Annotated in this window: 19 protein-coding genes; 7 read left to right on the forward strand and 12 right to left on the reverse strand. The window is 37.3% G+C overall.

The annotated features are described in order from the left end of the window. Positions 1-134 precede the first annotated feature (134 nt). Entirely contained in the window at positions 135-1,508 is a 1,374-nt protein-coding gene (locus QM481_RS03895) for a tryptophanase (RefSeq protein WP_283380724.1), read from the reverse strand. Between the two features lie 437 nt (positions 1,509-1,945). After that, positions 1,946-3,454, reverse strand: coding sequence for an oxygen-independent coproporphyrinogen III oxidase (gene hemN / locus QM481_RS03900; protein ID WP_310589657.1), 1,509 nt, complete (start codon positions 3,452-3,454; stop codon positions 1,946-1,948). Positions 3,455-3,667: 213 nt separating this feature from the next. On the opposite strand from hemN, the gene QM481_RS03905 reads away from it, so the two are divergent. The 4 genes from QM481_RS03905 (at position 3,668) to QM481_RS03920 (ending at position 7,500) form a co-directional block, all read left to right on the forward strand. Continuing rightward, positions 3,668-4,195: an RNA methyltransferase gene (locus QM481_RS03905; protein ID WP_166551421.1), complete on the forward strand. Its 528-nt coding sequence runs from the start codon at positions 3,668-3,670 to the stop codon at positions 4,193-4,195. A gap of 471 nt (positions 4,196-4,666) precedes the next feature. Continuing rightward, positions 4,667-5,053: a hypothetical protein gene (locus QM481_RS03910; protein WP_166551422.1), complete on the forward strand. Its 387-nt coding sequence runs from the start codon at positions 4,667-4,669 to the stop codon at positions 5,051-5,053. 159 nt (positions 5,054-5,212) lie between these two features. After that, on the forward strand, positions 5,213-6,133 hold the full coding sequence (locus QM481_RS03915) for an ABC transporter ATP-binding protein (protein ID WP_283380725.1): 921 nt from the start codon (positions 5,213-5,215) through the stop codon (positions 6,131-6,133). A gap of 41 nt (positions 6,134-6,174) precedes the next feature. After that, entirely contained in the window at positions 6,175-7,500 is a 1,326-nt protein-coding gene (locus tag QM481_RS03920) for an ABC transporter permease (RefSeq protein ID WP_166580095.1), read from the forward strand. Positions 7,501-7,839: 339 nt separating this feature from the next. Here QM481_RS03920 and QM481_RS03925 read toward each other — a convergent pair whose 3' ends face one another. From QM481_RS03925 to QM481_RS03955, 7 genes are all read right to left on the reverse strand, one after another. Then, positions 7,840-8,601 carry an MBL fold metallo-hydrolase gene (locus QM481_RS03925; RefSeq protein ID WP_283380726.1) on the reverse strand — a complete coding sequence of 254 codons (762 nt, stop codon included), beginning with the start codon at positions 8,599-8,601 and terminating at the stop codon, positions 7,840-7,842. Between the two features lie 157 nt (positions 8,602-8,758). After that, a complete protein-coding gene (locus QM481_RS03930; RefSeq protein WP_095167395.1) occupies positions 8,759-9,130 on the reverse strand; it encodes a response regulator in 372 nt (123 codons plus the stop codon). A gap of 269 nt (positions 9,131-9,399) precedes the next feature. After that, positions 9,400-10,593, reverse strand: coding sequence for a TlpA family protein disulfide reductase (locus QM481_RS03935; RefSeq protein ID WP_166551425.1), 1,194 nt, complete (start codon positions 10,591-10,593; stop codon positions 9,400-9,402). 211 nt (positions 10,594-10,804) lie between these two features. After that, entirely contained in the window at positions 10,805-11,323 is a 519-nt protein-coding gene (locus QM481_RS03940) for a DUF2911 domain-containing protein (RefSeq protein ID WP_095167391.1), read from the reverse strand. 119 nt (positions 11,324-11,442) lie between these two features. After that, positions 11,443-12,282 carry an SdiA-regulated domain-containing protein gene (locus tag QM481_RS03945; protein WP_283380727.1) on the reverse strand — a complete coding sequence of 280 codons (840 nt, stop codon included), beginning with the start codon at positions 12,280-12,282 and terminating at the stop codon, positions 11,443-11,445. 154 nt (positions 12,283-12,436) lie between these two features. Next, positions 12,437-12,736 (reverse strand): Rdx family protein, encoded by a 300-nt coding sequence (locus tag QM481_RS03950; RefSeq protein ID WP_283380728.1) that lies wholly within the window; start codon positions 12,734-12,736, stop codon positions 12,437-12,439. A gap of 218 nt (positions 12,737-12,954) precedes the next feature. Continuing rightward, positions 12,955-15,186, reverse strand: coding sequence for a carbohydrate binding family 9 domain-containing protein (locus QM481_RS03955; RefSeq protein WP_310589658.1), 2,232 nt, complete (start codon positions 15,184-15,186; stop codon positions 12,955-12,957). Between the two features lie 470 nt (positions 15,187-15,656). Here QM481_RS03955 and QM481_RS03960 point away from each other — a divergent pair, with 470 nt between their 5' ends. Beyond that, a complete protein-coding gene (locus QM481_RS03960) occupies positions 15,657-17,069 on the forward strand; it encodes an APC family permease (RefSeq protein ID WP_283380729.1) in 1,413 nt (470 codons plus the stop codon). A 281-nt stretch (positions 17,070-17,350) separates the two neighbouring features. Here the strand turns inward: QM481_RS03960 and QM481_RS03965 are convergent, their stop codons facing one another. From QM481_RS03965 to QM481_RS03975, 3 genes are all read right to left on the reverse strand, one after another. After that, entirely contained in the window at positions 17,351-18,016 is a 666-nt protein-coding gene (locus QM481_RS03965; protein ID WP_283380730.1) for an HAD family hydrolase, read from the reverse strand. Positions 18,017-18,119: 103 nt separating this feature from the next. Then, positions 18,120-19,289, reverse strand: coding sequence for a trans-sulfuration enzyme family protein (locus QM481_RS03970; protein WP_283380731.1), 1,170 nt, complete (start codon positions 19,287-19,289; stop codon positions 18,120-18,122). Positions 19,290-19,443: 154 nt separating this feature from the next. Beyond that, on the reverse strand, positions 19,444-20,787 hold the full coding sequence (locus tag QM481_RS03975) for an APC family permease (protein WP_166553679.1): 1,344 nt from the start codon (positions 20,785-20,787) through the stop codon (positions 19,444-19,446). Between the two features lie 488 nt (positions 20,788-21,275). On the opposite strand from QM481_RS03975, the gene corA reads away from it, so the two are divergent. Together corA and QM481_RS03985 are read left to right on the forward strand one after the other, a co-directional pair. Continuing rightward, the gene (corA, locus tag QM481_RS03980; RefSeq protein ID WP_166553680.1) at positions 21,276-22,220 is read left to right on the forward strand and encodes a magnesium/cobalt transporter CorA; all 945 of its coding nucleotides are present in this window, start codon (positions 21,276-21,278) and stop codon (positions 22,218-22,220) included. Between the two features lie 525 nt (positions 22,221-22,745). Continuing rightward, positions 22,746-23,819: a mechanosensitive ion channel family protein gene (locus QM481_RS03985; protein WP_283380732.1), complete on the forward strand. Its 1,074-nt coding sequence runs from the start codon at positions 22,746-22,748 to the stop codon at positions 23,817-23,819. Positions 23,820-24,096 lie beyond the last annotated feature (277 nt).

Genomic DNA, 24,096 nt, shown 5'->3' on the forward strand with positions numbered 1-24,096 from the left:
TATTAACAGATTTCAGGAGTAAATCATAAAAATAAAATACCTGTAAAATAAAAAAGCCATAGATACGTCAGTAAACTAACTCAATTGAGTACTGTCGTATCTATGGCGCTGATGAAAAAGGATGGTTTACGATGCTACTCTACAAAAGCAAATCGAGCAGTGAAATGTCGTAGCATTGGGGCTTCATAAGTCAATTTTACGCCTCTAAGTTTTTCTCTTTCTTGAAAAACCTCAATAATCACCTCAGCTACATAGTCTATATGACTTTGGGTATATACACGACGAGGAATCGCCAAACGCACTAATTCCATCGCAGCAGGCACAAGCTGTCCATTTTCATCATATTTACCAAACATCACACTACCAATTTCACAAGCACGCACGCCACCTTTTTGGTACAATGCAATCGCTACAGACTGCCCTGGATATTGTTCTACTGGAATATGTGGACAAAAGGTTTTAGCATCTAAATAAATCGCATGACCGCCCGTTGGACGCATAAGTGGCACTCCAGCCTCGATTAATTTATCACCTAGATATTCGACACTACGAATACGATAATGCAAATAATCTTCATCCAGAATTTCTTCTAAACCTTGTGCAATAGCCTCTAAATCACGACCAGCCAAACCTCCATAGGTGGGAAAACCTTCAGTCACAATCAAAACATTGCGACATTGCATAGCCAAGTTTTCATTATTCATCGCCAAAAAACCTCCAATATTGACCAAAGCATCTTTTTTGGCACTCATGGTCATACCATCGGCATAGCTAAACATTTCTTGGCAAATAGATAAGATACTTCTATCAGCATAGCCTTGTTCACGTTTTTTGATAAAATAGGCATTCTCTGCAAAACGACAAGCATCTATAAACAAAGGCAATCCATATTGATCACATACTGCACGAACATCTTTGACATTTTGCATCGACACTGGCTGACCTCCGCCAGAGTTGTTTGTCACCGTAATCATCACCATTGGGATATGTTCGACGCCAGTGGCTTCGATAAATTCACGTAGTTTTTCTACGTCCATATTACCCTTAAAATCTGCAATAACTTCTGGGCGCTTACCATCTTCATTGAGCAAATCAACGGCGTTGGCTCCTGAAAACTCAATATTGGCACGAGTGGTATCGAAGTGGGTATTATTAGGAATAAATTTTCCCTCTTGTCCAACAATCGAAAACAGAATTTTCTCGGCCGCACGCCCTTGGTGCGTCGGAATTACATATTTCATACCCGTAATCAACTTTACCATTTCCTCAAAACGGTAAAAACTACGAGAACCAGCATAGCTTTCGTCACCATCCATGATGCCTGCCCATTGCTTGGCACTCATGGCAGAAGTACCACTATCGGTTAGCAAATCGATAATAATATCCTCCGCTTTGATAAGAAATGGGTTATAGCCAGCGTCGGCTAAAATATGCTCACGCTCCGATGCTGTCGTGAATTTGATGGGTTCTACTGCCTTTATTCTGAATGGTTCAATGATCGTTTTCATAAAATTTGAAGAATAATTATCATTGAAAGACGATGAGCTAAGGCATGGTTCTTACCAAAAGTGACGCAAGATTTTGCATCTCTTCGAGAATACCCAAAACCCCATGAAAGATTGTTCAAGACACAAAGTATTGTATCTCTACAAAATCATCCAATAGACTTTCGTCTCTCAGTGAAATGAGATTAATAAAAAAGAAAAGCGAAAAATTAGCAAACAGACAAGGTGAAAGCATCTCTATCCTTGATATTCTGGAAGAGCGACTTTGAAGTGAATAAAGATGAAATGAATAAATCCATAGTAGGTATGAATTTGATTAGGTTTGTTTGTAGGTGCAAAGATAGTTTATTTAGAATTAGGGACAAAGTGAATAGGCACAAAGGCACAGAGTGAATAAAATCTCCACTTTGTGCCTCTGTGCCTGTTCCCTTTGTGCCTCCTTATATCGTCTGCGAAAAAAGCCTTTGCTGAGGGTTTTCTCTAATCATGCGCATGTCAAACGCCATGCAGATATTACGAATAAACGTTTTGCCTGCTTCCAATACTTCTACGCCGTTGTCGTGCAAAACAATCAAATCGTCTTCTATAAATGGTTGAAGTCTTTCGAAAAGCGCTTCTTTTTCTTCAAAAGTCCAAGTATCTGTATCCCAAGTTGTTTTGAAACGGCAAATCAGATTAAGAATTTGCTCTCGAATTTTCAGGTCCTCTTGATTCAAAATATGCCCACGATGAAGAGGGAGTTTATTTTGATTGATACAATCCATATAAGTTTCAATCTCTTTCACATTTTGGGCAAAAGCAGTCCATGAGTCGCTGATAGAAGATACCCCTAAACCAATCATCACTTTAGTCTGTGTGGTGGTATAGCCCATAAAATTGCGATTGAGTGTCCCATTTTGGCGCGCTATATACATTGAATCACTTGCCAATGCAAAATGGTCCATACCAATTTCGTAATAACCATTGGCCTCCAACATCGCTCTACCTTTTTCATACAGCTGACGTTTCAATGCAGGACTTGGGAGGTCTTCATCCTTGAAACCACGCTGACCATTGCCTTTAATCCAAGGTACGTGAGCGTAGGAATAAAACGCAATACGGTCAGGTTTGAGCGCAATCGTTTTTTGAATTGTGTCCTCAATACTTTCCAAAGTCTGAAAAGGTAATCCAAATACCAAATCATGACTAATAGAGGTATATCCAACTTTTCGGCTTAGTTCTGTTACTTGTTTTACCTGTTCAAAAGGCTGAAAACGATGTATGGCAGTTTGAACACGCAAGTCATAATCTTGCACGCCATAGCTAACACGGGTAAAACCTAATTGATATAATACCTCTAAATGTTCGGCTGTGGTATTGCCAGGGTGTCCTTCAAAACCAAATTCTATTTCATCCGCTAATGTAGCTTTTGCTAAAATGCCCTTCACCAAGCGAGCGAGATTTTGGGGTTTGAAAAAACTTGGCGTACCACCTCCAAAGTGTATTTCAGCGATTCGTGGAGTTTCGGATAATAAAGCGGTGTACATATCCCATTCCTTCAAAAGGGCATCTATATAAGGTTCTTCTACCGAATGATTTTTAGTGATACGTTTGTTACAACCACAAAAAGTGCACAAACTTTCACAGTAAGGCAAATGGATATATAGGCTAATTCCTTGATGGTTGCTTTCAGCAAAACTTTTCTGCAAGCTTTCTATCCAAGCTGTCTCAGTAAATTGTTCTACATGCCAAAATGGAACCGTAGGATAACTTGTATAGCGTGGACCAGGAACATTATATTTTCGAATAAGACTTAGCGTTGACATAATATTGATTACATTATTTTCTCTCAAAACTAAAATGAATCGAAAGCCTTCAGAATGATTTTTATCATACGCAAAACTGATTAGGATGACCAAGCCCAAGCAAGCAACTGGTTTGGATTGAATATATCTTTGCTTGAAGTTCAAAAATCTTTGGTTTTCATATCGTTGTTGTAACTTTGCCTTCACAACGAAACAGATAGATGGTTAGTTAATTTGATAAGAGAGTAAGAATATGAATAGTTGCTGCACAATCGAACGCAAAATTTGAGACAACTTCTCACTTTGTGCCTATGTGCCTTTTCACTTATTCACTTTTAAAAATTTACGAACCAGCATACATATTTTAAATCAAAAAAAATGCGTAAATTATCCATGGATGAGCTCAATCGCTTATCTGCCGAAGAGTTTAGAGCTATCGAAAAATTGCCTTATATTTTAATCTTGGACGACATCAGAAGTATGAATAACGTAGGTTCGGTATTTAGAACAGCTGATGCTTTCAAAGCAGAAAAAATTTATCTCTGTGGAATCACGGCAACGCCACCGCACAGAGAAATACAAAAGACAGCGCTGGGTGCTGACGAAACTGTTGATTGGGAACATGCGCCAGATGTGGTGGCATTAATCGCAAAACTACAGGCAGAAGGCTATACAGTAATTGCGATTGAACAAGTCGAAGGAAGTACTTCGTTACTAGATTTTCAGCCGAAAAAGACTGAAAAATATGCCTTTATCTTCGGGAATGAAGTTTTTGGTGTGAACGAAACAGCCGTAAAAAATGCTAATTATTGTTTAGAAATTCCCCAATACGGTACCAAGCACTCATTGAATATTTCGGTTACAGCAGGAATTATTTGCTGGCATTATGTGGCAGGAATCCAATAAGTGAGGAGTTCATAATGTTGAGTTTTTTACAAAATATCTATAAACGTTTATTAAAACAGATTTTGTAAATACCTTTCTTCTTAGAATATGTTTAAATTTTATAAGTCATTAATAATGTGACAGTTTGTAACTGTTTTTTCCGAAATCCTACTGTTTGAGCAGTAGGCGAGGTGGGTCGCCACTCCGATTAGGATTTCTTGACTTTCTTTTGTTACTTTTCTTGTGTCAAGACAAGAAAAGTAAGGTGTGGCGAAGGGAAATTTTGTTTTTATTTGACAAATGCCAAATAAAATTTTCAAACATATTCTTAAAACCCTTTATTATTCAAGCATTTCTAAGAAAAAGAACAATCTAATGTTAAATTTTGAGCCCAAAGTGAAAACTTAATACAAATTACTTTTTTCGCTTTGGGCATTTTTATACTTTCGATTTATTAATAATTATTTAACAATATCTTAATATTAACCTGTCATGAAATCTGATAAAAAGCAACTCGTTGACGAAATATCGGCTTTGATTTTGTCTAACCTCAAAGGCCTTAATGAAAAAAGTGCTAAGAAATTAGTTAAAACTGTAGACAAAGCTTCTGAAGAAATCGCTAAGAAATATGCGAAACTTCAAAAAGACGAAGAAGAAGCTAAAGAAAAAGCTGAGAAAAAAGCAGCAGAAAAAATTAAAGAACAATCTAAAAAAGTAGCAAAAGCTAAAGCTAAAGAAGCAGAAAAAGCAGCATTTGATGCAAAAATCGCTCTTGTAACAGGCTCAGAAGCAACAGAAGCCCCTGCCAAAAAATCTTCTAGCAAAAAATCATCGGCTCCAGTAGTAGAAGAGGCTCCATCTTCAGAATCAGCAGAATAATACCGAAACAAATACCTTTTATCACAAGAATCGAAGAGTTTGTCAAAAAGAATCACGACTTTTGACAAACTCTTTTTCTTTTGTATCCCAATAGGAACAACGACAAAAGAAAATCTCGTTCAAACCTACAATCATTCCAAAACTAAACCCTCCTAGCTTATGTCAATTATACTTGAAGCGCAAAATGTAGTTAAGCGTTATGCTGGACATACTGCTCTCAGTGGCGTTTCGATTCAGGTACCTCAAGGCTCAATCTTTGGTCTTTTGGGTCCTAATGGCGCTGGCAAAACTTCTCTTATTCGTATTATCAATCAAATCACTGGTCCAGATGAAGGTCAAATTATCTTGGACGGTGAAAGACTCCAACCCAAACACATCGAAGTAATTGGCTATCTGCCCGAAGAGCGTGGTCTTTACAAAAAGATGAAAGTAGGCGAGCAACTTTTGTACCTTGCCCAACTCAAAGGTATGCCCAAAGCTGAAGCGGTCGAAAAACTCAAAGCTTGGTTTGTCAAATTTGATATTAAAGGTTGGTGGGACAAAAACGTTGAAGACTTGTCGAAAGGGATGCAACAAAAAACACAGTTTATTGCTACCATTGTACACGAGCCTAAACTGGTGATCCTTGATGAACCGTTCTCGGGCTTCGACCCAATCAATGCTAATTTGCTAAAAGATGAGATTTTAGCTTTGAAAGAAAAAGGAACTACCATCATTTTTTCCACGCACCGTATGGAGTCTGTTGAGGAACTATGTGACAATATTGCTTTAATTAACAAATCTAAAGTGGTATTGAGTGGTGAAAAGAAAGAAGTAAAAAATCGTTTTAGAGATAATACCTTCAACCTTGAATATTCTGGAGCACTGGCTCCGATTGAAGGAGTTTTTGAGATTCTTAGCGCCAAAAATGTAGAAGGTATTACCAAAGCAAAAGTGCGCTTATTGGATGGCACCAATGCCAATCAATTTCTTGGACAAGCTATACAGCAAGTAGACTTGAAAGCTTTCAACGAAAATATTCCTTCTTTTAACGAAATATTTATCAAAGTTGTGGGTGAAGATGCCAATACCATTTTATAGTCCATCAGTTATACCTACAACAATTTTAAACCTCAACTATCATGAATAAGATTTTACTCATCATACAACGGGAATATATTACCAGAGTTAAGAAAAAATCATTCTGGATTGCCTCGATTTTGGTTCCTTTTCTGATCGCAGCAGTATATACTATTCCAGTATTGTTATTTGTCAATTCTGATGATTCCAGAAACGTTATCGTATTGGACGACAGCAAATTGTTCAAAGGCAAACTTAACTCGGAAGGTGATTATACCTATATCTACAGTGAAAAAACCTTAGAAGAAGCCAAAAAAGATTTGAAGAAAAGCAATGATGATATTGTTGTTCATATCGAAAAAGATATTTTGACGAATCCTAAGGGTGTACAAATTTTAGGTAAAAAAACCGTTGGAATAGGCACACAACATGCCATTCAAGGCAAAATCCAGAATGAGTTAAGAAATATTAAGCTCAAAAATGCTGGGATTGACCTAAAAGTCCTTGAAGACAACAAAATCAATGTCGATGCCCAAACCTATACCCTCAACGAAGATGGTGGCGAAAAATCGAGTAACTCGGGTGGTGCTATGATTTTAGGAGGCATCTTTGGATTTCTACTATATCTCTCTGCCTTCTTGTATGGTTCGCAGGTAATGAATGGCGTAATTGAAGAAAAAAGCAACCGCATTATCGAAGTCGTAGTGTCTTCGGTAAGACCATTCCAATTAATGCTTGGCAAAATCATCGGTGTAGGTATGGTTGGTCTTACGCAGTTTTTGCTGTGGGGAGTTTTGACCTTTACTGCTTCGACGGTTACCTCTTCTATCATGTCAGGTAAAATTGAGGAGAAAGTACAAGCCAAAGTAAAAGCAGGTCTTAGCAAAGACGAAATCAAAAAGTTTGAAGCAAGCGTAAAATCCGAAAATCCATTGAATAGTATCAGCGATGCTATCGAAAATGTATCGTTAGGAAAAATGATTTTCTGCTTCATTTTGTATTACTTAGGAGGCTATTTATTGTATAGCTCGCTATTTGCTGCCATAGGTTCGGCAGTAGAAAGCCCGTCGGAAGCTCAACAATTTATGTTTCCGGTCACAATTCCTATCATTTTATCTTTTATATTAGCACAATTTATTTTACAAAAGCCCGATAGTCCTATTGCATTCTGGGCTTCTATCATTCCACTAACTTCCCCTATCGACATGATGGTTCGTTTACCATTTGGCGTGTCGAACTGGGAAATAGCCTTATCACTAACACTCTTAATACTTGGATTTATTGGAACCACTTGGTTGGCGGGTAAGGTATACCGTGTAGGTATCTTGATGTATGGTAAAAAACCAAGTTGGAAAGAAATCACAAAATGGGTGTTTTACAAGGGATAATTGTATAAGCTTGAGGTCGAGAATATCCCCATGAACAACAAGTGTTGTTCTATTCAATTGCCAATTTTAGTTTGTTAATAACTGTAAATCCTACTGCCTTTGGCGGTAGGATTTCTTTTTGAGCCATTATTTCATAAAAAAAGCCCTTCACAAAGAAGAGCTTTGGGTAATTTCTTACAATAAATTATTGGTTGCATTCTAGAAGGTCTGTGTTACAATCGAGCCATTCTATACCGCTATCAACTTAGTTTGCTAATAACTGTAAAATCAGTCATTAACAAAAGTTAAGCAATTTCTCCGTATTATCAAATGATGCTCACTTATTTTAATTTTTCTTATTTACAAAACAAGTGATAATCCGTCGTAGGCCAATCGAATGTTGGAAGGTAATTCTTCTTCAACATCTGAGTGCATTCCCATTTGGTGGCTAATGTGCGTAATATAACCCATATCTGGTTTTACTTTTTCAAAAACCTCAATCGCTTCCGATAATGAAAAATGAGAAAGATGTTTTTCTCTACGAAGTGCTCCCAATACCAATACCTTCACGCCTTTGACTTTTGCCAACTCATGCGCAGAAATATAGTTGACATCGGTAATGTAAGCAAAATCGCCAATACGATAGCCAAACACAGGAAGTTTGTAATGTAATACCTCTATAGGTAAAAAACTAACCCCTTCTATTTCAAAAGGTTGGTTTTCGATGGGACAAAGATTGATTTGAGGAATACCGGGATAGCGTATTTCGGCAAAAGCGTAGGCAAACTCTCTTTTGATTTGTTCCAATACTTGGTCACGACCGTAGACTGGCATATCTCTTTTCTGGAAAAAATTATATGCCCGCACGTCATCGAGTCCGGCGGTATGGTCTTTGTGCTCGTGCGTAAAAATCACGGCATCGAGCGTATGGATACGTTCCCTTAACATCTGTTGACGAAAATCCGGTCCAGCATCAATCACAAAACTTTTTCCATCAACCTCTATATGGATCGCAGTGCGAAGACGTTTATCACGATAGTCCAATGATTGACACACTTCACAATTGCAGGCTATGACCGGAACGCCCTGTGAGGTACCTGTACCAAGAAAGGTAATTTTCATGTAGAATAGCGTTGGGAAGTTGGCAGAACCAACCCGTATCAAACAAAAATACCAAAGGACTAGTCAAGAAGACCAATCCTTTGGGACAGCTTTTTATCAGAACATTTTATGTAAACAATGACAAAACCGAAGTACTATCCATTTACAAAAACTGGTATTATTTCTCTGTAAGAGCCTTCACTTGAGCTACAAGAGCATCAAAGTTTAATGGCTTAGCCAACATATCGTTGAATCCCGCAGATTTAAAGTCATCCATCGTATAGTTACGAGCATTTCCTGTAATCGCGATAATTGGGATATTGGCTTTTTCAGCATCTGCTAACCCACGTACAGCTCTGGCGCAGTCCATTCCGTCCATTACTGGCATGTTGATGTCTAGCAATAAAATATCAAAATCTTCTTTTTCCATTGCATCTAATACCTGTTGGCCATTTTTCACAGAATGGATTTCAAAGTTTTGGAATTCCAAAATCTTCTTAGCAAGGTTTTGAATGACTGAGCTATCTTCAGCGATGAGGACTTTCTTCATATTTTTATGATAAATATTTGATTATTTTCGGGGTAAAGATATTACGACTTCAATATTGAGATTTTACTCCTTTTGTCTATAAAAGACTTAATTTATGTAAAAATACTTATTATTATGCAACTCTCTATCAATTTTTGAGACAAATTATCTTGAAATAAATGCGACTTACAACACCATTTAAGAGAATCTAAGCACTTTTGAATACTTCTTTTTATCCTAAAGATTTATCCAAATGTTGACCAATTTAATAAAGATTTAGGAACTTTCCGTTATGGTGCGTCCTTAGTTATCTTTTTTTCTTCGTACAAAATCAAACAGTTCAAATCTACCACTCGCTCTGTGCCTTTCAACCCTAAGGTTTTCAGCTTATTAGGCACTACATCATTGTAGTTTTGAAACCAGTCCAAATCTATCAAGGTAGTATCTGGAAGAGCTGTTTGGTTTAATACAGCCAAATTATTGACTAAGTGGGGGTTACTTTCTAAGTAACTCACTAAATCTTTGATTGTAAGTCCTTTCTGAATAATTCCTGTGCTATCGCTACTACTCACTACAACACTCGAATCTGCCTTTTCCAAAACAAAGACCGTTTGACTTCTTGACTCAAATTTTGCCTTGAGTGGAAACAATTGCGCAAGTTGGTTCAATGCTAACTCAGGAACGCTTTTATCCATACTTTCTGGTATGTGAATCGTCAAACAATATTGATTGTTTGGATCAGAAGCGTATTTGTTTTCGTCAGCAACCTCTAATTTAACCCTACTTTCTTTTTGATCATACAATATCTGATACATCAAAGGCAAAGTACAATTGGTAAATACCCAATGCTTTTCGGATTCCTTGATAAATTCAGTAGATTTTCCCTCTGCATAAGGACTCAGACTAATGCGCAATTCATTGGCATCAGGTGTATTTTTAGCATTCGAAAAAACAGTAGAAACTTTGTTTGGAGAGGTATTATTGTTTGTAGTAGCGATCGAATTAGTGTTTTGGAACTCCTGTTTCATCACAATCTCTACTTTCTGATTACGAATCAGTTTACCCACGATTTCTGCATCGATTTCATCGGGAGCGGTAAACGCTTTTACCACGCCATTTTTGTCAATTACAACCGTGTGCGGAATAAAATGATGGAAAAAGAGTTCATTAAGTTTATGTCCCCAATCCATCCCAAATAGGACATTGTGGATATTGCGTTTGGCAATAAAAGCATCTACTTTATCACGGTTTTCGTCCGAAATGGCAATAATTTCAACTGCATTGCCATATTGTTTTTTGATTCGCTCAAAATGGCTCAAAGAAGGAATACAAGGAGCACAATAAGTAGCCCAAAACTCCAGAATAACGACTTTTCCTCGAAGTTCATGAAGGTTGATTACTTTCTCATTTCCTGAGGGAGTAATGACAGATACACCAAAGTCGGGACAAACTTTGCCAATAGTCGGAGGATCCACTTGTGACATAAAAGTTTGTGTCAAAGCGGACGTTGAAAGAAAAAGAAAATATAAAATAAAGGCTATATAACGCATAACAAATCTACAAGTCGTAGTTAGGTTATTCAAAATTACAGTAAAGCGTAGAATATTGAAAATATTTTTGGGTATAGCCTATAAAAACAAAGTCTTTTGCCAAACAGACAAAAGACTTTGCATATCACTCTAAATAACTGATTTCTTATTTTACGTTAAAAGCTACTGCAGCTTTATCCCAAGCCAAAGTTACTTTACCTGAGTTTTCAGCAGTAATTGTAAATTTCTCTGTCATAGCACCTGCTTTTGCTGGTACTGTTACACGCAAAGCGTCGTCTGACTCTTTGTAGTCATACGCACCCCATTGGTTTGATTTTTTGTTGAAAATAATCACCCATTCTTTTTCGCCAGGAATAGAGAACAAAGCATATTTGCCTGCTTTCAATGCTTTCCCTTCAACTGTTACGTCTTTCGAAACTTCAAAAACCGTAGCTTCATTTGCACCAGTACGCCATACTTTACCATAAGGAGCCAAGTCACCAGCCCATACGTTACGACCTTTTACCGATGGTTGGCTATAGTCGATTTTGATTGTAGCGCCGTTTACTGTAGCTGTAGCAGTTGCTGGAGGAGATGGTCTTTTTGCTTTGTCACCTGCGCCATGTTGTGCTTTACCTACAAAAGCAATAAGAGTTAATAAGGATAAGAAAAGTAATTTTTTCATTTGATAAAATGGTTTTGATTGAAAGTACTAAATGCTATTTCATTTATGATATTAACGAAATTGAGGGCGAAAGTTCTTTAAAAACTTACTGAGTTTTTGATTTTTTCCCTGAACAACACCTATTTCACGCTTTTCGGAGAAAATTGTAAGATATAACCCGACTTCCCATTTCCCTCCGAGGAAATAAACAACTCACCCTGAGGCGTAAAGCATATTCCTTCTGGTTGTGTGTATAGGCTCGGATCTAAGTCAATAATGGCTTTTTTGTGACCATCTTCTGCCAATACCAGTAGTTTTTTACCCTGTGATGCTATGATATACATATCACCCGTTAAAGGATGAATTGCAATCCCTGAAGGACGAAATTCTTTACCACCTTTATCCGTTTTTACTTGAGCTTCGGGGATACCAATGTATTTGAACAAAGACTGATTGTTGAGATTATAGGCATAAATCATCTTTACATCGTCTTTGTCTTTGCTTCTTTGTTTGGCAGCCAACAACAGGTAATTCTTTTTAGGGTCATAGCTCAAACCTTCATATTCCTTAACGTCTTTGTGCGAGCAATCGAGGTCTCTTTCAAACGGTTCTTCGATTTTAAAACTATGAATTTTTCCATTACTCTTCATCACAAAAATCTCATCTCCAACAACCTCCACTCCCTCATAGTCACCAGATTTTCCGAAATCGACTTTCTTGACAATTTCTTTTTTGACAAAATCGTAAATAAAAAGCGTTCCTTCTTCGTCGTTGACACAAGCCAATTGGTTTTTCTTATAAAAGGACAAACCCGAAATTTCGTCGAGTGCTCTAGGTAATAGATACTTTTGTACAGGTTTGTTTAAGTTGTAGGGAATACTTTCACCTTTAACCTCTTCTTTTTCCTCTTTATCTGCTTTTTTGGCAGAACAAGCCACTAAGAGACCAAGAGTACAAAATCCCAAGATAAGTTTTTTCATAGGAGTTTCTTTATACGTGATGAATTATAGGATTGCGGATTTTGGATGTTGGATTTCGGAATTACAAACTACCTTCTTATTTTAAGAAACTGTATTTCAAGCATTTCTGAAATCCGTAATTGTTAAAGTCCTTAGGACAGAACCATTATTTACTTTAACTTTTATTTTTATCCGAATGCCCAAGGCTTTTTTCTGGACAAACTTTATCTCGCACCAATTGCTTTAATTCTTTAATTTCGGGAAAACGTCCTTCTCGTTTTCGGTCAAAAAGAATTTCCTCTTCGACCATAATAGTAAATCGTCCTGCAATTTCGGAAGGAATCAACGCTACTTCGCCCAAATCCTCCGCAAAGGTAGTCAGTAGCTCCTGAGCCATCCAAGCCGAACGCATTAGCCAATTACATTTCGGACAGTATTCTATCGACAAACGAGGTTTTGTTCGGATTGTTGTCATTTTGGTTTTAAATAGGGATCAGGCATAAGGCACAGAGGCACAAAGGGATTTATTTTCTCTGCTTGATTTTTTACTTATACCTATTGATGTTGCTGTCGTTTCAGTTTTAAATAGAGGTCAGGCATAAGGCAAGGAGGCACAGAGGGAATTGCGTCCTACACTTGATTGCGACTATACACTTTTCACTTACCCCTATTGCCTTTGTGCCTGTTGCCTCTTTACACATTCCACCAATACGTCATTTTCAGAACGATGGCACGGTCTTTTATGCCGAAAGAGTTCGGAACATAATTGTCGGTGTACACCAAGAAAATATCCGATGCTGGTTTATATCGCCATTGTAAGCGTGTATTGAGGTTTACATTTTTTTGTTGCTCGTTGTATTGAAAATAAGTTGTCCAATACAAGTTGTTGGTAAAAGTAATATCCACTTTCGAACGAACCAACCAAAATGTTTCGGATTGTTTTGAAACAATATCGGTCTTGCTGTTCATCACTGACACATTTTGAATATTGTTATAGTCTGCGCCAACTGAAAAACTCACATAAGGCTGAAAACGATACCCCACAAGCCCTGTAATCCCTACGCGAGAGCCATCGCCATAATAGCCTCCTACTCGTGTAGACAAGGTGTACGTCAATAGTCTTTTAGAAGTAGAAACATAATCAAAACCCGCTGAATTCCATGAATGCTCACTTTGATTTGCTACATAATACTCGGAAGAATAAGGATTGAGCGGATTAAACTTAAACTGCAATTGCACATAATCTTTGGCTGTCCATAAAGTCAAGGCACTTCTATTTTTCATTTGAATCGCATAAGCGAAAACGTTTGTGTAATCGGTTAGTTTGCTGTTGGTATTCCAATAATTGACAGATTCTACCGACGGTCCGTGTACAAATACCTTACTTGATGCACTTTTAGGGTATAACAAATAAGAAATATCTGGATCTATTTTGAAGTAACCTACACGAGGTACATATCCCACTTCAGCATTGTAGTTTTTTCCAACATATTCATGTTGCCACTGCGCGACCCAATGGGTTCCATTATGAGTTAGGTTTACTGCCTGCACGTAGTCGTCACCCGAACTTGTAGTGTTTGAAGTAAGAGACTTCGGAGTAAATGATTTTAGCAATAACAATTTACCTGTCCATAGATTACTGGCTGAAGCCAAGTTATATTCAAATCCAAGATTTCGATTATATTGAGTGTAGCCTATATGTTTGTTTTCATCGAAATTCAAAGACTCTTTATTCAAAAACATTAACCCGATATTCGAACGGGAAAATATCTTTTGTTGAAGTACCAAGGTCGAGAAGTTTTGGGTCGGTTTGTTGATTCCACTATTAGGGTCGGTTTGCATATCCATCAAACCAATACGTAAGTTATTATTGATTTTTCCACTCAAACGAGCGCCAAATTGAATTGGTGAACCCAAACCAATACGACGAGAAAAGAAAGGGCGAATAGTTTTGAATCCAAAGTTGTTGAACAAATCGGAGTTTTCGAGAAAAAATTGTCGTCTTTCAGGAAAAAACAACTCAAAACGGTCAAGATTAGTCACTTGTTGGTCTACATCCACTTGTGAGAAATCTGGATTTACGGTCAAGTCCAAATTCAAGGCAGACGATACTGCTATCTTGGCATCCACACCTACGTCTTTTCGAATCGATGCATCTGTTCCTTTTACGTAATCTTTATTAACACCAGCCAAGGCATAAGGAATAATAGAAATGTTGTTTTTGGGCGTTGGCGGTGGTGTATCCCACACCAGAGAACCTGTATATGCCAAAGTAATACTGAAAAACTGTTTGGGAATTCGTGCCCATGAAGACTTTTCATTTGACTTTAAATCCAAACGGCTAAAATTCATTCCCCATCGAGTTTCTCCAGCTTTGTAACGAAGCGTTTTGAAAGGAATAGCAGCCTCTAAAATCCAGTAGTCACCCATGTACTTAGTGGCGGAATACCATTTGTTATCCCAGTTTGGATTAAGGTTAGTTCCCTCCGAAATAATACCATCAAACTGTGCGCCTGCGGCATTGGTTCCAAAGACAAAACCATTGGTCAGGTCATTAAAAGGTTCTAAAATCAGCCATAGATTATCGTTATTCCCAAAGTTAAAATCCCTTTTCAAAGACTCTACGATGTAAGATTTATTCTTGATAGATTCATGGCAAATTGCGGCCACATACAGAAAGTGCTCGTCATAGGTAAAACGGAATTCAGTTTTACCCTGCGCCTTTGCCGTGTCTGTAGGGGTTATCATCCAAAAATCACCACCCAGTTGGGTATCTTTCCAAGCTGCATCGTCGAGATTTCCATCAATATGAATTTTACCTGTAGCAGGCTTGATATGATATTGAGTTGACTCATTAATTTTTTGGGCTTGAGTCATTAGAATGTTAATGAATAAAATAGAAAGTAGTAGTAAAGTTTTCTTCACAGTTTAGCTGTTGTTAAATGTTAAGGTAATCTAGCAAAGGTAAAATAATTACTTAGAAATATATGGTAAGGGTGTGATGCCTTATGAGGGAATTACTCACCGAATAAGTACTCAAGCACATTACAAAAACCAAACTTTAAAGCAATTTGATTAAAGTAATTCTTCACTTATCCATTATTTAATCAGTAAAAATACGTATTAAGAACCTCAAAATTAAGTCAGCTTTTTCGAATCACCTCCACAATTTCAGGATAGTTTTTACCTTTTAATCATTTTCTTATTTTATCCTATCTGAGCATTTACCAAGTATTTCTGCTAAAAGGTCATTTGGAACTAAAAGCCTTATTCAGTAATTTGTAGTACCGTGTGTTTGACAAATTGGCGTAATTCAAACTTTTACGCCACATCTCACATACTTTTTTCACTTACTAAAAAGAAGTTTATCTCTTCTAAAATCAAACCCATTTTCTATGCAAAACAACTCCGAAAAACAAGGAAAACTCGTTCAAACTATCGGACTTACCTCGGCTATTGTACTTGTAATCAGCTCTGTAATTGGTACGGGAGTATTCAAAAAAATAGCCCCAATGTCTGCTGAGTTGCAGTCTCCTGGACTTGTTCTTACAGCTTGGCTTGTAGCGGGTTTAATTAGTTTGGCAGGAACATTAAGTAACGCAGAGGTAGCTAGTATGCTAGCAGATTCGGGAGGAGATTTTGTGTATTATCGTAAAATTTACAATCGTTTTTTTGCCTTTCTTTTCGGCTGGACCAACTTTGCCGTTATACGTACAGCCTCGATTGCTTCTATTGCTTACGTGTTTGCTCAATCTCTTAATAGTTTAATTCCTATTCCTAACTCATCGTCCGAGATGAGCGAAATGAGTTTTTTAGGACTGCATTTTCTGGATAATCTAGGTATCAAACTTGTCGCTATTGCCTTAATCGTATTTCTCACATATTTTAATACAAAAGGTCTAAAACTGGGTGAAAAACTTAGTAATACTCTTGTGACTCTAATGATCATTGTCATGCTTGGCATTATGATTTTAGGGCTTACTTCGAGTGTGGGCAACTGGGAATATCTCAAACAAAATAGTGTCAAATTCAATCCAGAAGAAATGCAAGGCGGTACTTTGTTCAAGGCATTGGCGTTGGCATGTTTGAGTGCTTTTTGGGGATATGAAGGTTGGAATAGCGTAGGATATATTGGTGGAGAAATCAAAAATCCACAAAGAAACCTTCCTTTGGCGCTGACCATAGGGATGATAATCATTATTGCGATGTATATGATGATGAACTTTGTGTACTTGTATATTTTACCAATTGACGAGTTTATCAAAATTCACGAGACAAAAAATGGTATTGGCGCTGTGGCGGTGGTTACGCATTTTCTTGGCTCATGGGGAGGCGTCTTGATTTCATGTTTGATTTTGGTAACTACCTTCAATTGTACTAGTAGCACGATTTTATTAGCATCTCGTCTATTTTATGCTATGTCGCACGAGAAAATGTTCTTTAAACATGTAGACTATATTCATCCTAAATATAATACACCTTCGAAGGCGTTGGCTCTACAAGCCGTTTGGGCATCGTTATTGGTACTATCTGGAACTTTCGACCAGTTGACAGATATGTTGATTTTTGCTGCCTTTATTTTCTATGGGGCTACAACGTTTGGCGTATTTATATTACGTAAAAAAATGCCCGATGCGCCTCGTCCATACAAAGTAATCGCTTATCCATTTGTTCCTGCGATTTTTATTCTTTTCTGTATTGTTCTTTTAGTAAATACCTTGATGGAGCGTCCAAGCGAAGCCTTAATTGGTCTAGGACTTATGGCAACGGGACTTCCTTTTTATTTTTACTGGAAAAAGGAAAGTTAATTTGAAGATTTGGAAATGGAATTATTGATGCGGTAGTTCAATATATTGGCATTAACAGATGTAGCCGCAACCCTTGCGGTTGCCATTTTGAGTACGGCAACCGCAAGGGTTGCGGCTACAAAATCTTATTTTATACAGCTATTTCAACATTTTCGTCATGGGTGAATAAATTCACCCACTAAGTGGAATGGTTGGTCGAGAACTGGTTATGCTATTAACTTTAACCCTAACCAATTATTAGATTTTCAAATTTCTAAATCGTCTAATTCTCAAATTAAAAATTATTCCACCCCCAACAACTCTACCAACGTATCGTAGCTGATGGTAGTAAAATCTGGTGCTTGTAAGTGCGTATGCGCCAACTCTTCAGCAGTATGAGAAGTTGTGATACCAATAACCTTCATTCCCGCGCTCAAACCAGCTTGGATTCCTTGCATAGCGTCTTCTGCTACTACACAATATTCGATTGGTACACCTAATTTTTCGGCTGCTTTCAAATAAATATCTGGTGCTGGTTTGCCATTTTTTACCATCGATGCGTCTACAATTTCATCAAAATAATGACGAATACCAGCGTTGTCCAAAGTAAAATCAACATTGGCTGGCGGAGCAGAAGTACCTACTGCCAATTTCACACCTTTAGCTTTCAATGATTCCAAAAGCTCTACCAAACCATTGGCTGGCTTGATATGTGGCAAATAAATCGAGCGATAAATAACTTCTTTTTCTTCATTGAGAGCATGTGCCAATTCTGGTTCTACCTCACGTTTGAAGAAATAATTCATGGTATCTTGTGCGTTTTTACCATTCAAATTTTGAAAAAATTCTTCACGATTTAAAGGAATGTTTTTATCAGCACAAAACTCCAACCATGCTGTTACATGAAACTCAAGGTTGTCAACTAAAACCCCGTCCATGTCAAAAATAAATGCAATTTGTGTACTCATAGAGATTGGGATAAGTTTGTCGTAGCAAAGCATTATCCATTATTGAAAAAATAGTTTTTTAAGAGTAGATAAAAGGAATAAAGCACAAAATGTTTTTACCTCTTTATGATATCACCTCTAAGGCTTGGGTTAAATCCTCCTGAAGCTCCTCGACACTTTCTAAGCCAATATACAAGCGCACCATACGATGCTCCTCATTGTTTGAATCATAATTTTCTGGACGAATCCCTGCTGCCTTGGGCATCACTAAAGATTCATGTCCGCCCCAGCTTACTGCTAATAAAAAATGCTTTAGACCAGTGGCAAATTGCTCAATTTGCTCGTACGATACTGGCGGAAGCACAATAGTTAGTAACCCGCAAGCACCCGTCATTTGTTTCCGAGCCAATTCGTACTGAGGAAAATCTGTATCAAAAGGAAATATCACTTTTTCGATTTTCGGATGATTTTTCAGGAAAGGCAACAAGGCCATCGTACTTTCGGTAATATGCTTCAAACGGATAGGCAAAGTTCGCAAGCCACGCAACAAAAGCCAAGCATTAAATGGCGAAAGACTCGTTCCTGAATTGGAAAGTTCTGAATCAAATATCTTTTTCAACCGAGCTTTCGATCCCGTAATTACCCCAGCAACGGTATCTGAATGTCCTGAGATATACTTAGTTGCCGAATGCAAACACAAGTCAATCCCATAAGCATGAGGATTCTGAAAAAGCGGCGTGCAATAGCTATTGTCTATTATAGTAGTAATGCCTCTGGCACTGGCAAAGTTCCCTACCGCTTCCAAATCCTGCAACTCAAAACTAAACGAATTGGGTGATTCGAGATAAATCAGAGTCGTATTTTCTTGTAAGGCCTCCTCAAAATTTCGAATATCTTTACCATCCACATAAGTATGAGTGATATTGAATTTTGGCAATACAACTTCAAACATATTTCGAGCCCAAGAATAAGGCTGTCGAACCGAAATAATGTGATCCCCAGCTTTGACATTCGCCAAAATCGAACAAAAAATAGCCGAGCTTCCTGAGTTAGTTACAAGAGCATCTTCAGCACCTTGCAAGGCTGCCAGTTTTAGCCTAAGCATATCCACTGTCGGATTTTTGGCTTTGGTATAAATATAATCGCCCGCGTACTCGTCCTCAAACGTTGAACGCATACTAGCAAAGTCCTTAAATGCAAAGTTGGAAGTTTGCATAATTGGCGGAGAAACAGCCTGATAATACAAATCACGCTCCTCGCCAAGTTGGTTGATGATTAAAGAAATGTCTTCCATAAGTTCTATTTTGAGGGGTTAGGGGTTAGGGGTTAGGGGTTAGGGGTTAGGGGTTAGGGAATATCTCAAATTTTCATAATAACTTTACTTCTTATCCTAATTTTTCCCTTTTTCCCTTTTTCCCTTTTTCCCTTTTTCCCTTTTTCCCTTTTTCTTATATCTTCAAATTATCCATCGCTTTTTTCAGAATATAATACAGCGGTAAGCCACCCAAAAATAAGCCAATGGCAGTTGGTAAATTCTCCTTATTTTCGACTAATGAACTGATGGCCACTATGGCATATATTACAATAAAAATGACAGGAAAAAGGACTTTCCCAAAACCAATCGTATAGGTTTCGCCTAGTATCTCCTTGCTTTTTTTTCTGAGTAAAAAAATCGTTGCGGCCGAGGTAATCATACCTACAGAGTCACAAAACATCACATAGTTTAATAACTCTTTAAAGGAATCTGCAAAGAATAAAAAGAGTACCAAAAACGAAGCAAAGACTGTCAAAGCAAATTCTTGTACTTGTGATTTATCGTTTTGCTTTTTGAAAACTTGTGGTAAAACCCCATCTTCTGCCATCGCAAAATACACCCTTGGATTAGTCAGCATAGCAGAGTTGACAAAAGTTAGCACTGAAATAAAAAGTAATACCGAAGTAAATTTGAAGCCTATTTCTCCAAAGAAAACCTTTGCCAAATCAGCAGTAAGTGATTTTGACTGGGCAATACCTTCAATGCCCAATACCTTGTAATACGCAAAATTGATGGCTAAATACAAAAACATAACCAAGCTACAACCAATAAAAATACCTTTGGGCGTATTGCGTACAGGATTTTCGATATCAGTACCAAAATTGATGGTTTGTTGGTAACCTCCGTACGTAAAAAAGATAGGAATAAAACTCACAGCTAATGCCTTGAGGTAGTCTGTAAACTGCCATGATTCTTGAGTAATAGCAAAATTGGTATGGCTCACAGGAGCAGGATGTCCTGCAAAAATGGTCAGAATCAACAAAGCCATAAGTACCATTTTGATCATCGACAAGAGATTTTGGGTTTGTGCCGAAAGTCTAATACCAACAAAATTGATGATATACAAAATAACAATCGTTGAAATCGAAGTGATTTTTATCCCCATCGGATTCTGAAGCGAGGCTGGCATAATGATAGGATTGATATACTCAGCGCCCACAATAGCCACAATAGAAGTAGCTCCCGCGTTTGAAATCACTAACATCCAGTTAACCATAAAAGCAAAAGCTGGGTGATAGCAGTACGAAAATATTTTATAAAAACCGCCTTTTACCGCATATCTCGACCCAATTTCAGCATAAGTAAGTCCACCGAAAAAACTCACGACACCTCCTAATATCCAAGCCAAGAAAAAAATAGAGGGACTTTGCGCTGATTTAGCAACTTCAACAGGATTACGAAAAATTCCCATTCCAATAATGAGACTTACCACAAGCATAGTGGTATCAAACAGATTTAGTTTGTTCTTTGCAGACATAGTTTGAGGGTGAGCGTACGACGAGTACTTGGGTTAATTTAGTTTGGTTTAGGTAAGGAATAACAAGCCTTATCATACAGAGAAGAATAAAAAGTTAGAACTTCTTATCACTTTAAGGTTTCGACAAATTGTTTTTTACCCATGAAAAAGAAATTTACTAAATTCTCTTCAAAAAGAGAATAGTCCAAAAGTTGAGTAAATGGCTTATATAAATTGAGCGCAATGACAAATACCATAATACACTAACAACCAACAACTTAACCAATAAGCCAACTTTGTAAACTTTTGAAAAGATAGGATTTTTCTGAGTTAATACCCTACAGTACCCTCCAAAAACCCGTATATTGCTTGTATTAATGTAGGATGTTTTATATTTTCAAAAGCTCATTAGTAGCTAACCTAAATCATAAACTATATCTCGGTTGCCCAAATGCGACGAGTGTTGAACAAGTCTTGGATACTACTCCAACGCCAAAACAACTACTGACATGGTAAGAATCTTTTATAAGGAGAAAAAACAAATCAGAAAGGAAAATGATGTGAGAATGCTCTCACAAATTCCGAATGTGATTTGGGTGGACTTGCAATCGCCGAGTCCCGAAGAGGAAGAATGGATAGAAAGCAAATGCCAAGTTAGTTTTCAGACCCCGCAAGAAATCGTAGAGATTGAAAGTAGTGCCCGTTTTTTTGAACAGGGCGATATGATGGTAGCCAACTCTAATTTTTCTAAAATTGACCAGCATGGCTATCATAGTTATCCTGTTTCGTTTTTGATAAAAAATACCACTTTATTTACCTATCGTCAGGGCGATTCAAAAACCTTTGCCGATACTGTAAAAAAGATGCGTGTATATGTAGAACCTTTTGAGACAGGTATTGATATTTTCTTGTTGTTGCTCGAAACTCGCATCGAAGCGGATGCCGATTTGTTAGAAAATATGTCACGCGAGATTACCAATATCAGTAAGTCTCTTTCTAACGAAAAAAAGCCAAAACAAGAAATACTCCTCAAAATCAATACTTTACAAGAAAATTCCATGATGCTTCGTGAAAGTATCATCGATAAACAGCGAGTATTGTCGAGTATTCAACGAAGTAGATTATTCCCAGAAAGCTATCGTGAAAGATTAAGAATTGTCTTGAAAGATATTAGTTCATTGACCGAGTACACTACATTTAATTTTGAGCGTTTGGAGTATCTTCAAGATACATTTACAGGTTTGATTAACCTCGAACAAAACCAGATTATTAAAATCTTTACGGTTGTAACCATCGTTTTCCTCCCTCCTACGCTCATCGCAGGGATTTTCGGGATGAATTACCAAGTCATGCCAACCATCTTGCATCCTTATGGGTTCTATTTGGCATTGATTCTAATGATGCTTTCGTCCACCGCAGTACTTTGGTTTTTCAAGCGCAAACATTGGATTTAGTGAATAGTGAAACAACGATGGCGGATATGGGATTACAAATGAAAAAGTGACTTTTTTGAATCCTATTTTATAAAAAGGAAGAAGTTTCCTCATATTTCCGAAATCAGAAATCCCAAATCTACAATTGTTTGAAAACAAGTTAGATTGTTGATTTGGGGCTTTTTTTATAAAACCTCAAAGTTCTTCTATCATTAGATAATCTAATTCGATTCTAATTTTTTATTAATTGGGCTTTAAGTCTGGTATACTTCCTTTGTATTATCAAACGTAAAGAAGTATTAACGCTAAGTAGTGCCTAGTATTTATTAGAAAAAGTTTACATAAAGCTTATATCAAGATAAAAGGCTATATCCATTACAAAACGGATGATTTAAAGTCAAAGCGTAACACTCACAACTAAGCACTCCTACTTATAAAAGACTTTTCCACTATTTTATCGTATATATTTTATCTCAGGCAAATGCTTGAGCCTAATTTCTTATTTTTTAATCTATCGCTTTTCTACTCAAGCGAACAATTTTTAACATGATGATACAATCAAACTGGATTATAATAGTATTTCTATTGGGCTGGATTTGTGCTGGTGTAGGTATTGCCAAAACAGTCCAAACCATTTGGCGAGGACGTGTAAAGTCCGCTTATGGCAACTTTGACACGATACACTCTGAAGCAAGTTTCAATGATATTTTATTGGTAAGTATCCACAACAATATAGTGCCCTTACTAGCGGCGATTTTCTTAGAAATGGGCGTTGAATATTACAATAAAGAACTTGGTCATTATCAAATCTATGCGGGAAGAATTGCTCATATTTTTTTAATTTTTAGTATTGCCAAAGCCTGTGCTAATTTTTTCACAAGCTTGGCGAATCAAAAAATGCCGCAAGTCAATGGTTCTGTACCAACGTCTTCTATCATTACCAATATCATTCGGGTAACCATTTACATTGGGGCCTTAGTAATGATTTTGCAAAGTGTCGGCATTTCGGTTGCACCAGCACTTACAGCACTGGGAGTCAGCGGTTTGGCGGTAGCTCTGGCATTACAAGATACACTTTCAAACCTTTTTGCAGGTTTACAGTTATTAGTATCAAAGAAGATTCGTCCGCAAGATTATGTACAGCTTTCAACAGGTGAAGAAGGCTATATTGAAGATATTACTTGGCGAAATACTACGATTAGAACTATGGCCAACCATATTGTAATTGTTCCCAATTCGAAGATTTCGACGAATGCGCTCAAAAACTATAATTTCCCAGATACTGAAACCCCTGCAACAGTTAGTATTGGTATTTCGTATGATTGCGATTTGGAATACGTAGAAAAGGTTGCGATAGAAGTTGCACAAGCAACGATGAGTCGCTTGGAAGGGGCAGTCGAAAATTTTACGCCAGTAGTAAGATTCAACTCTTTTGAAGAGTCCTCTATTAAAATGACCATTATTATGAGAGCTAAAACTTTCAGCGATCAGTTTCTCATCAAACATGAGTTTATGAAAGATATTCATAAAAAATTTAGAGATGAATCTATCGAAATACCATTTCCAACCAGAACAATGATTATGAAAACGCCACAGGAAATGGCAGTGCATGAGGAATAGAGGAAGTTTTACAATTGTGGATTTTGGATTTCTGATTTCGGAAATATGGAAAATACGGTTATCCAACATCTGTGCTCCGCACTTAAAACTCACCACTAAAAACGATTTGTTACCTTCCACTAAATATAGAGTGCTCCCCAATTGGGGAGCATTTCTTGTTTATGAGAGTACTGTACGAAGGATTTCAAGCAATTTCAGATTTGGGATTTCTGATTTCGGAAATAAAATACCTTTATTTTTTACAAAATATAGAAGCCTACACTTCCGAAATTCAACA

Origin of the sequence: Flectobacillus rivi, assembly GCF_030056655.1 — a bacterium.
In the GTDB taxonomy this organism is placed as follows: domain Bacteria; phylum Bacteroidota; class Bacteroidia; order Cytophagales; family Spirosomataceae; genus Flectobacillus; species Flectobacillus rivi.

What these genes read in the sequence shown, in the direction of transcription:
- QM481_RS03895 (WP_283380724.1), bottom strand. Translation starts at nt 1,508, where the DNA reads ATGAAAACGATCATTGAACCATTCAGAATAAAGGCAGTAGAACCCATC.
- QM481_RS03905 (WP_166551421.1), top strand. Translation starts at nt 3,668, where the DNA reads ATGCGTAAATTATCCATGGATGAGCTCAATCGCTTATCTGCCGAAGAG.
- QM481_RS03910 (WP_166551422.1), top strand. Translation starts at nt 4,667, where the DNA reads ATGAAATCTGATAAAAAGCAACTCGTTGACGAAATATCGGCTTTGATT.
- QM481_RS03915 (WP_283380725.1), top strand. Translation starts at nt 5,213, where the DNA reads ATGTCAATTATACTTGAAGCGCAAAATGTAGTTAAGCGTTATGCTGGA.
- QM481_RS03920 (WP_166580095.1), top strand. Translation starts at nt 6,175, where the DNA reads ATGAATAAGATTTTACTCATCATACAACGGGAATATATTACCAGAGTT.
- QM481_RS03925 (WP_283380726.1), bottom strand. Translation starts at nt 8,601, where the DNA reads ATGAAAATTACCTTTCTTGGTACAGGTACCTCACAGGGCGTTCCGGTC.
- QM481_RS03930 (WP_095167395.1), bottom strand. Translation starts at nt 9,130, where the DNA reads ATGAAGAAAGTCCTCATCGCTGAAGATAGCTCAGTCATTCAAAACCTT.
- QM481_RS03935 (WP_166551425.1), bottom strand. Translation starts at nt 10,593, where the DNA reads ATGTCACAAGTGGATCCTCCGACTATTGGCAAAGTTTGTCCCGACTTT.
- QM481_RS03940 (WP_095167391.1), bottom strand. Translation starts at nt 11,323, where the DNA reads ATGAAAAAATTACTTTTCTTATCCTTATTAACTCTTATTGCTTTTGTA.
- QM481_RS03945 (WP_283380727.1), bottom strand. Translation starts at nt 12,282, where the DNA reads ATGAAAAAACTTATCTTGGGATTTTGTACTCTTGGTCTCTTAGTGGCT.
- QM481_RS03950 (WP_283380728.1), bottom strand. Translation starts at nt 12,736, where the DNA reads ATGACAACAATCCGAACAAAACCTCGTTTGTCGATAGAATACTGTCCG.
- QM481_RS03960 (WP_283380729.1), top strand. Translation starts at nt 15,657, where the DNA reads ATGCAAAACAACTCCGAAAAACAAGGAAAACTCGTTCAAACTATCGGA.
- QM481_RS03965 (WP_283380730.1), bottom strand. Translation starts at nt 18,016, where the DNA reads ATGAGTACACAAATTGCATTTATTTTTGACATGGACGGGGTTTTAGTT.
- QM481_RS03970 (WP_283380731.1), bottom strand. Translation starts at nt 19,289, where the DNA reads ATGGAAGACATTTCTTTAATCATCAACCAACTTGGCGAGGAGCGTGAT.
- QM481_RS03975 (WP_166553679.1), bottom strand. Translation starts at nt 20,787, where the DNA reads ATGTCTGCAAAGAACAAACTAAATCTGTTTGATACCACTATGCTTGTG.
- corA (WP_166553680.1), top strand. Translation starts at nt 21,276, where the DNA reads ATGGTAAGAATCTTTTATAAGGAGAAAAAACAAATCAGAAAGGAAAAT.
- QM481_RS03985 (WP_283380732.1), top strand. Translation starts at nt 22,746, where the DNA reads ATGATGATACAATCAAACTGGATTATAATAGTATTTCTATTGGGCTGG.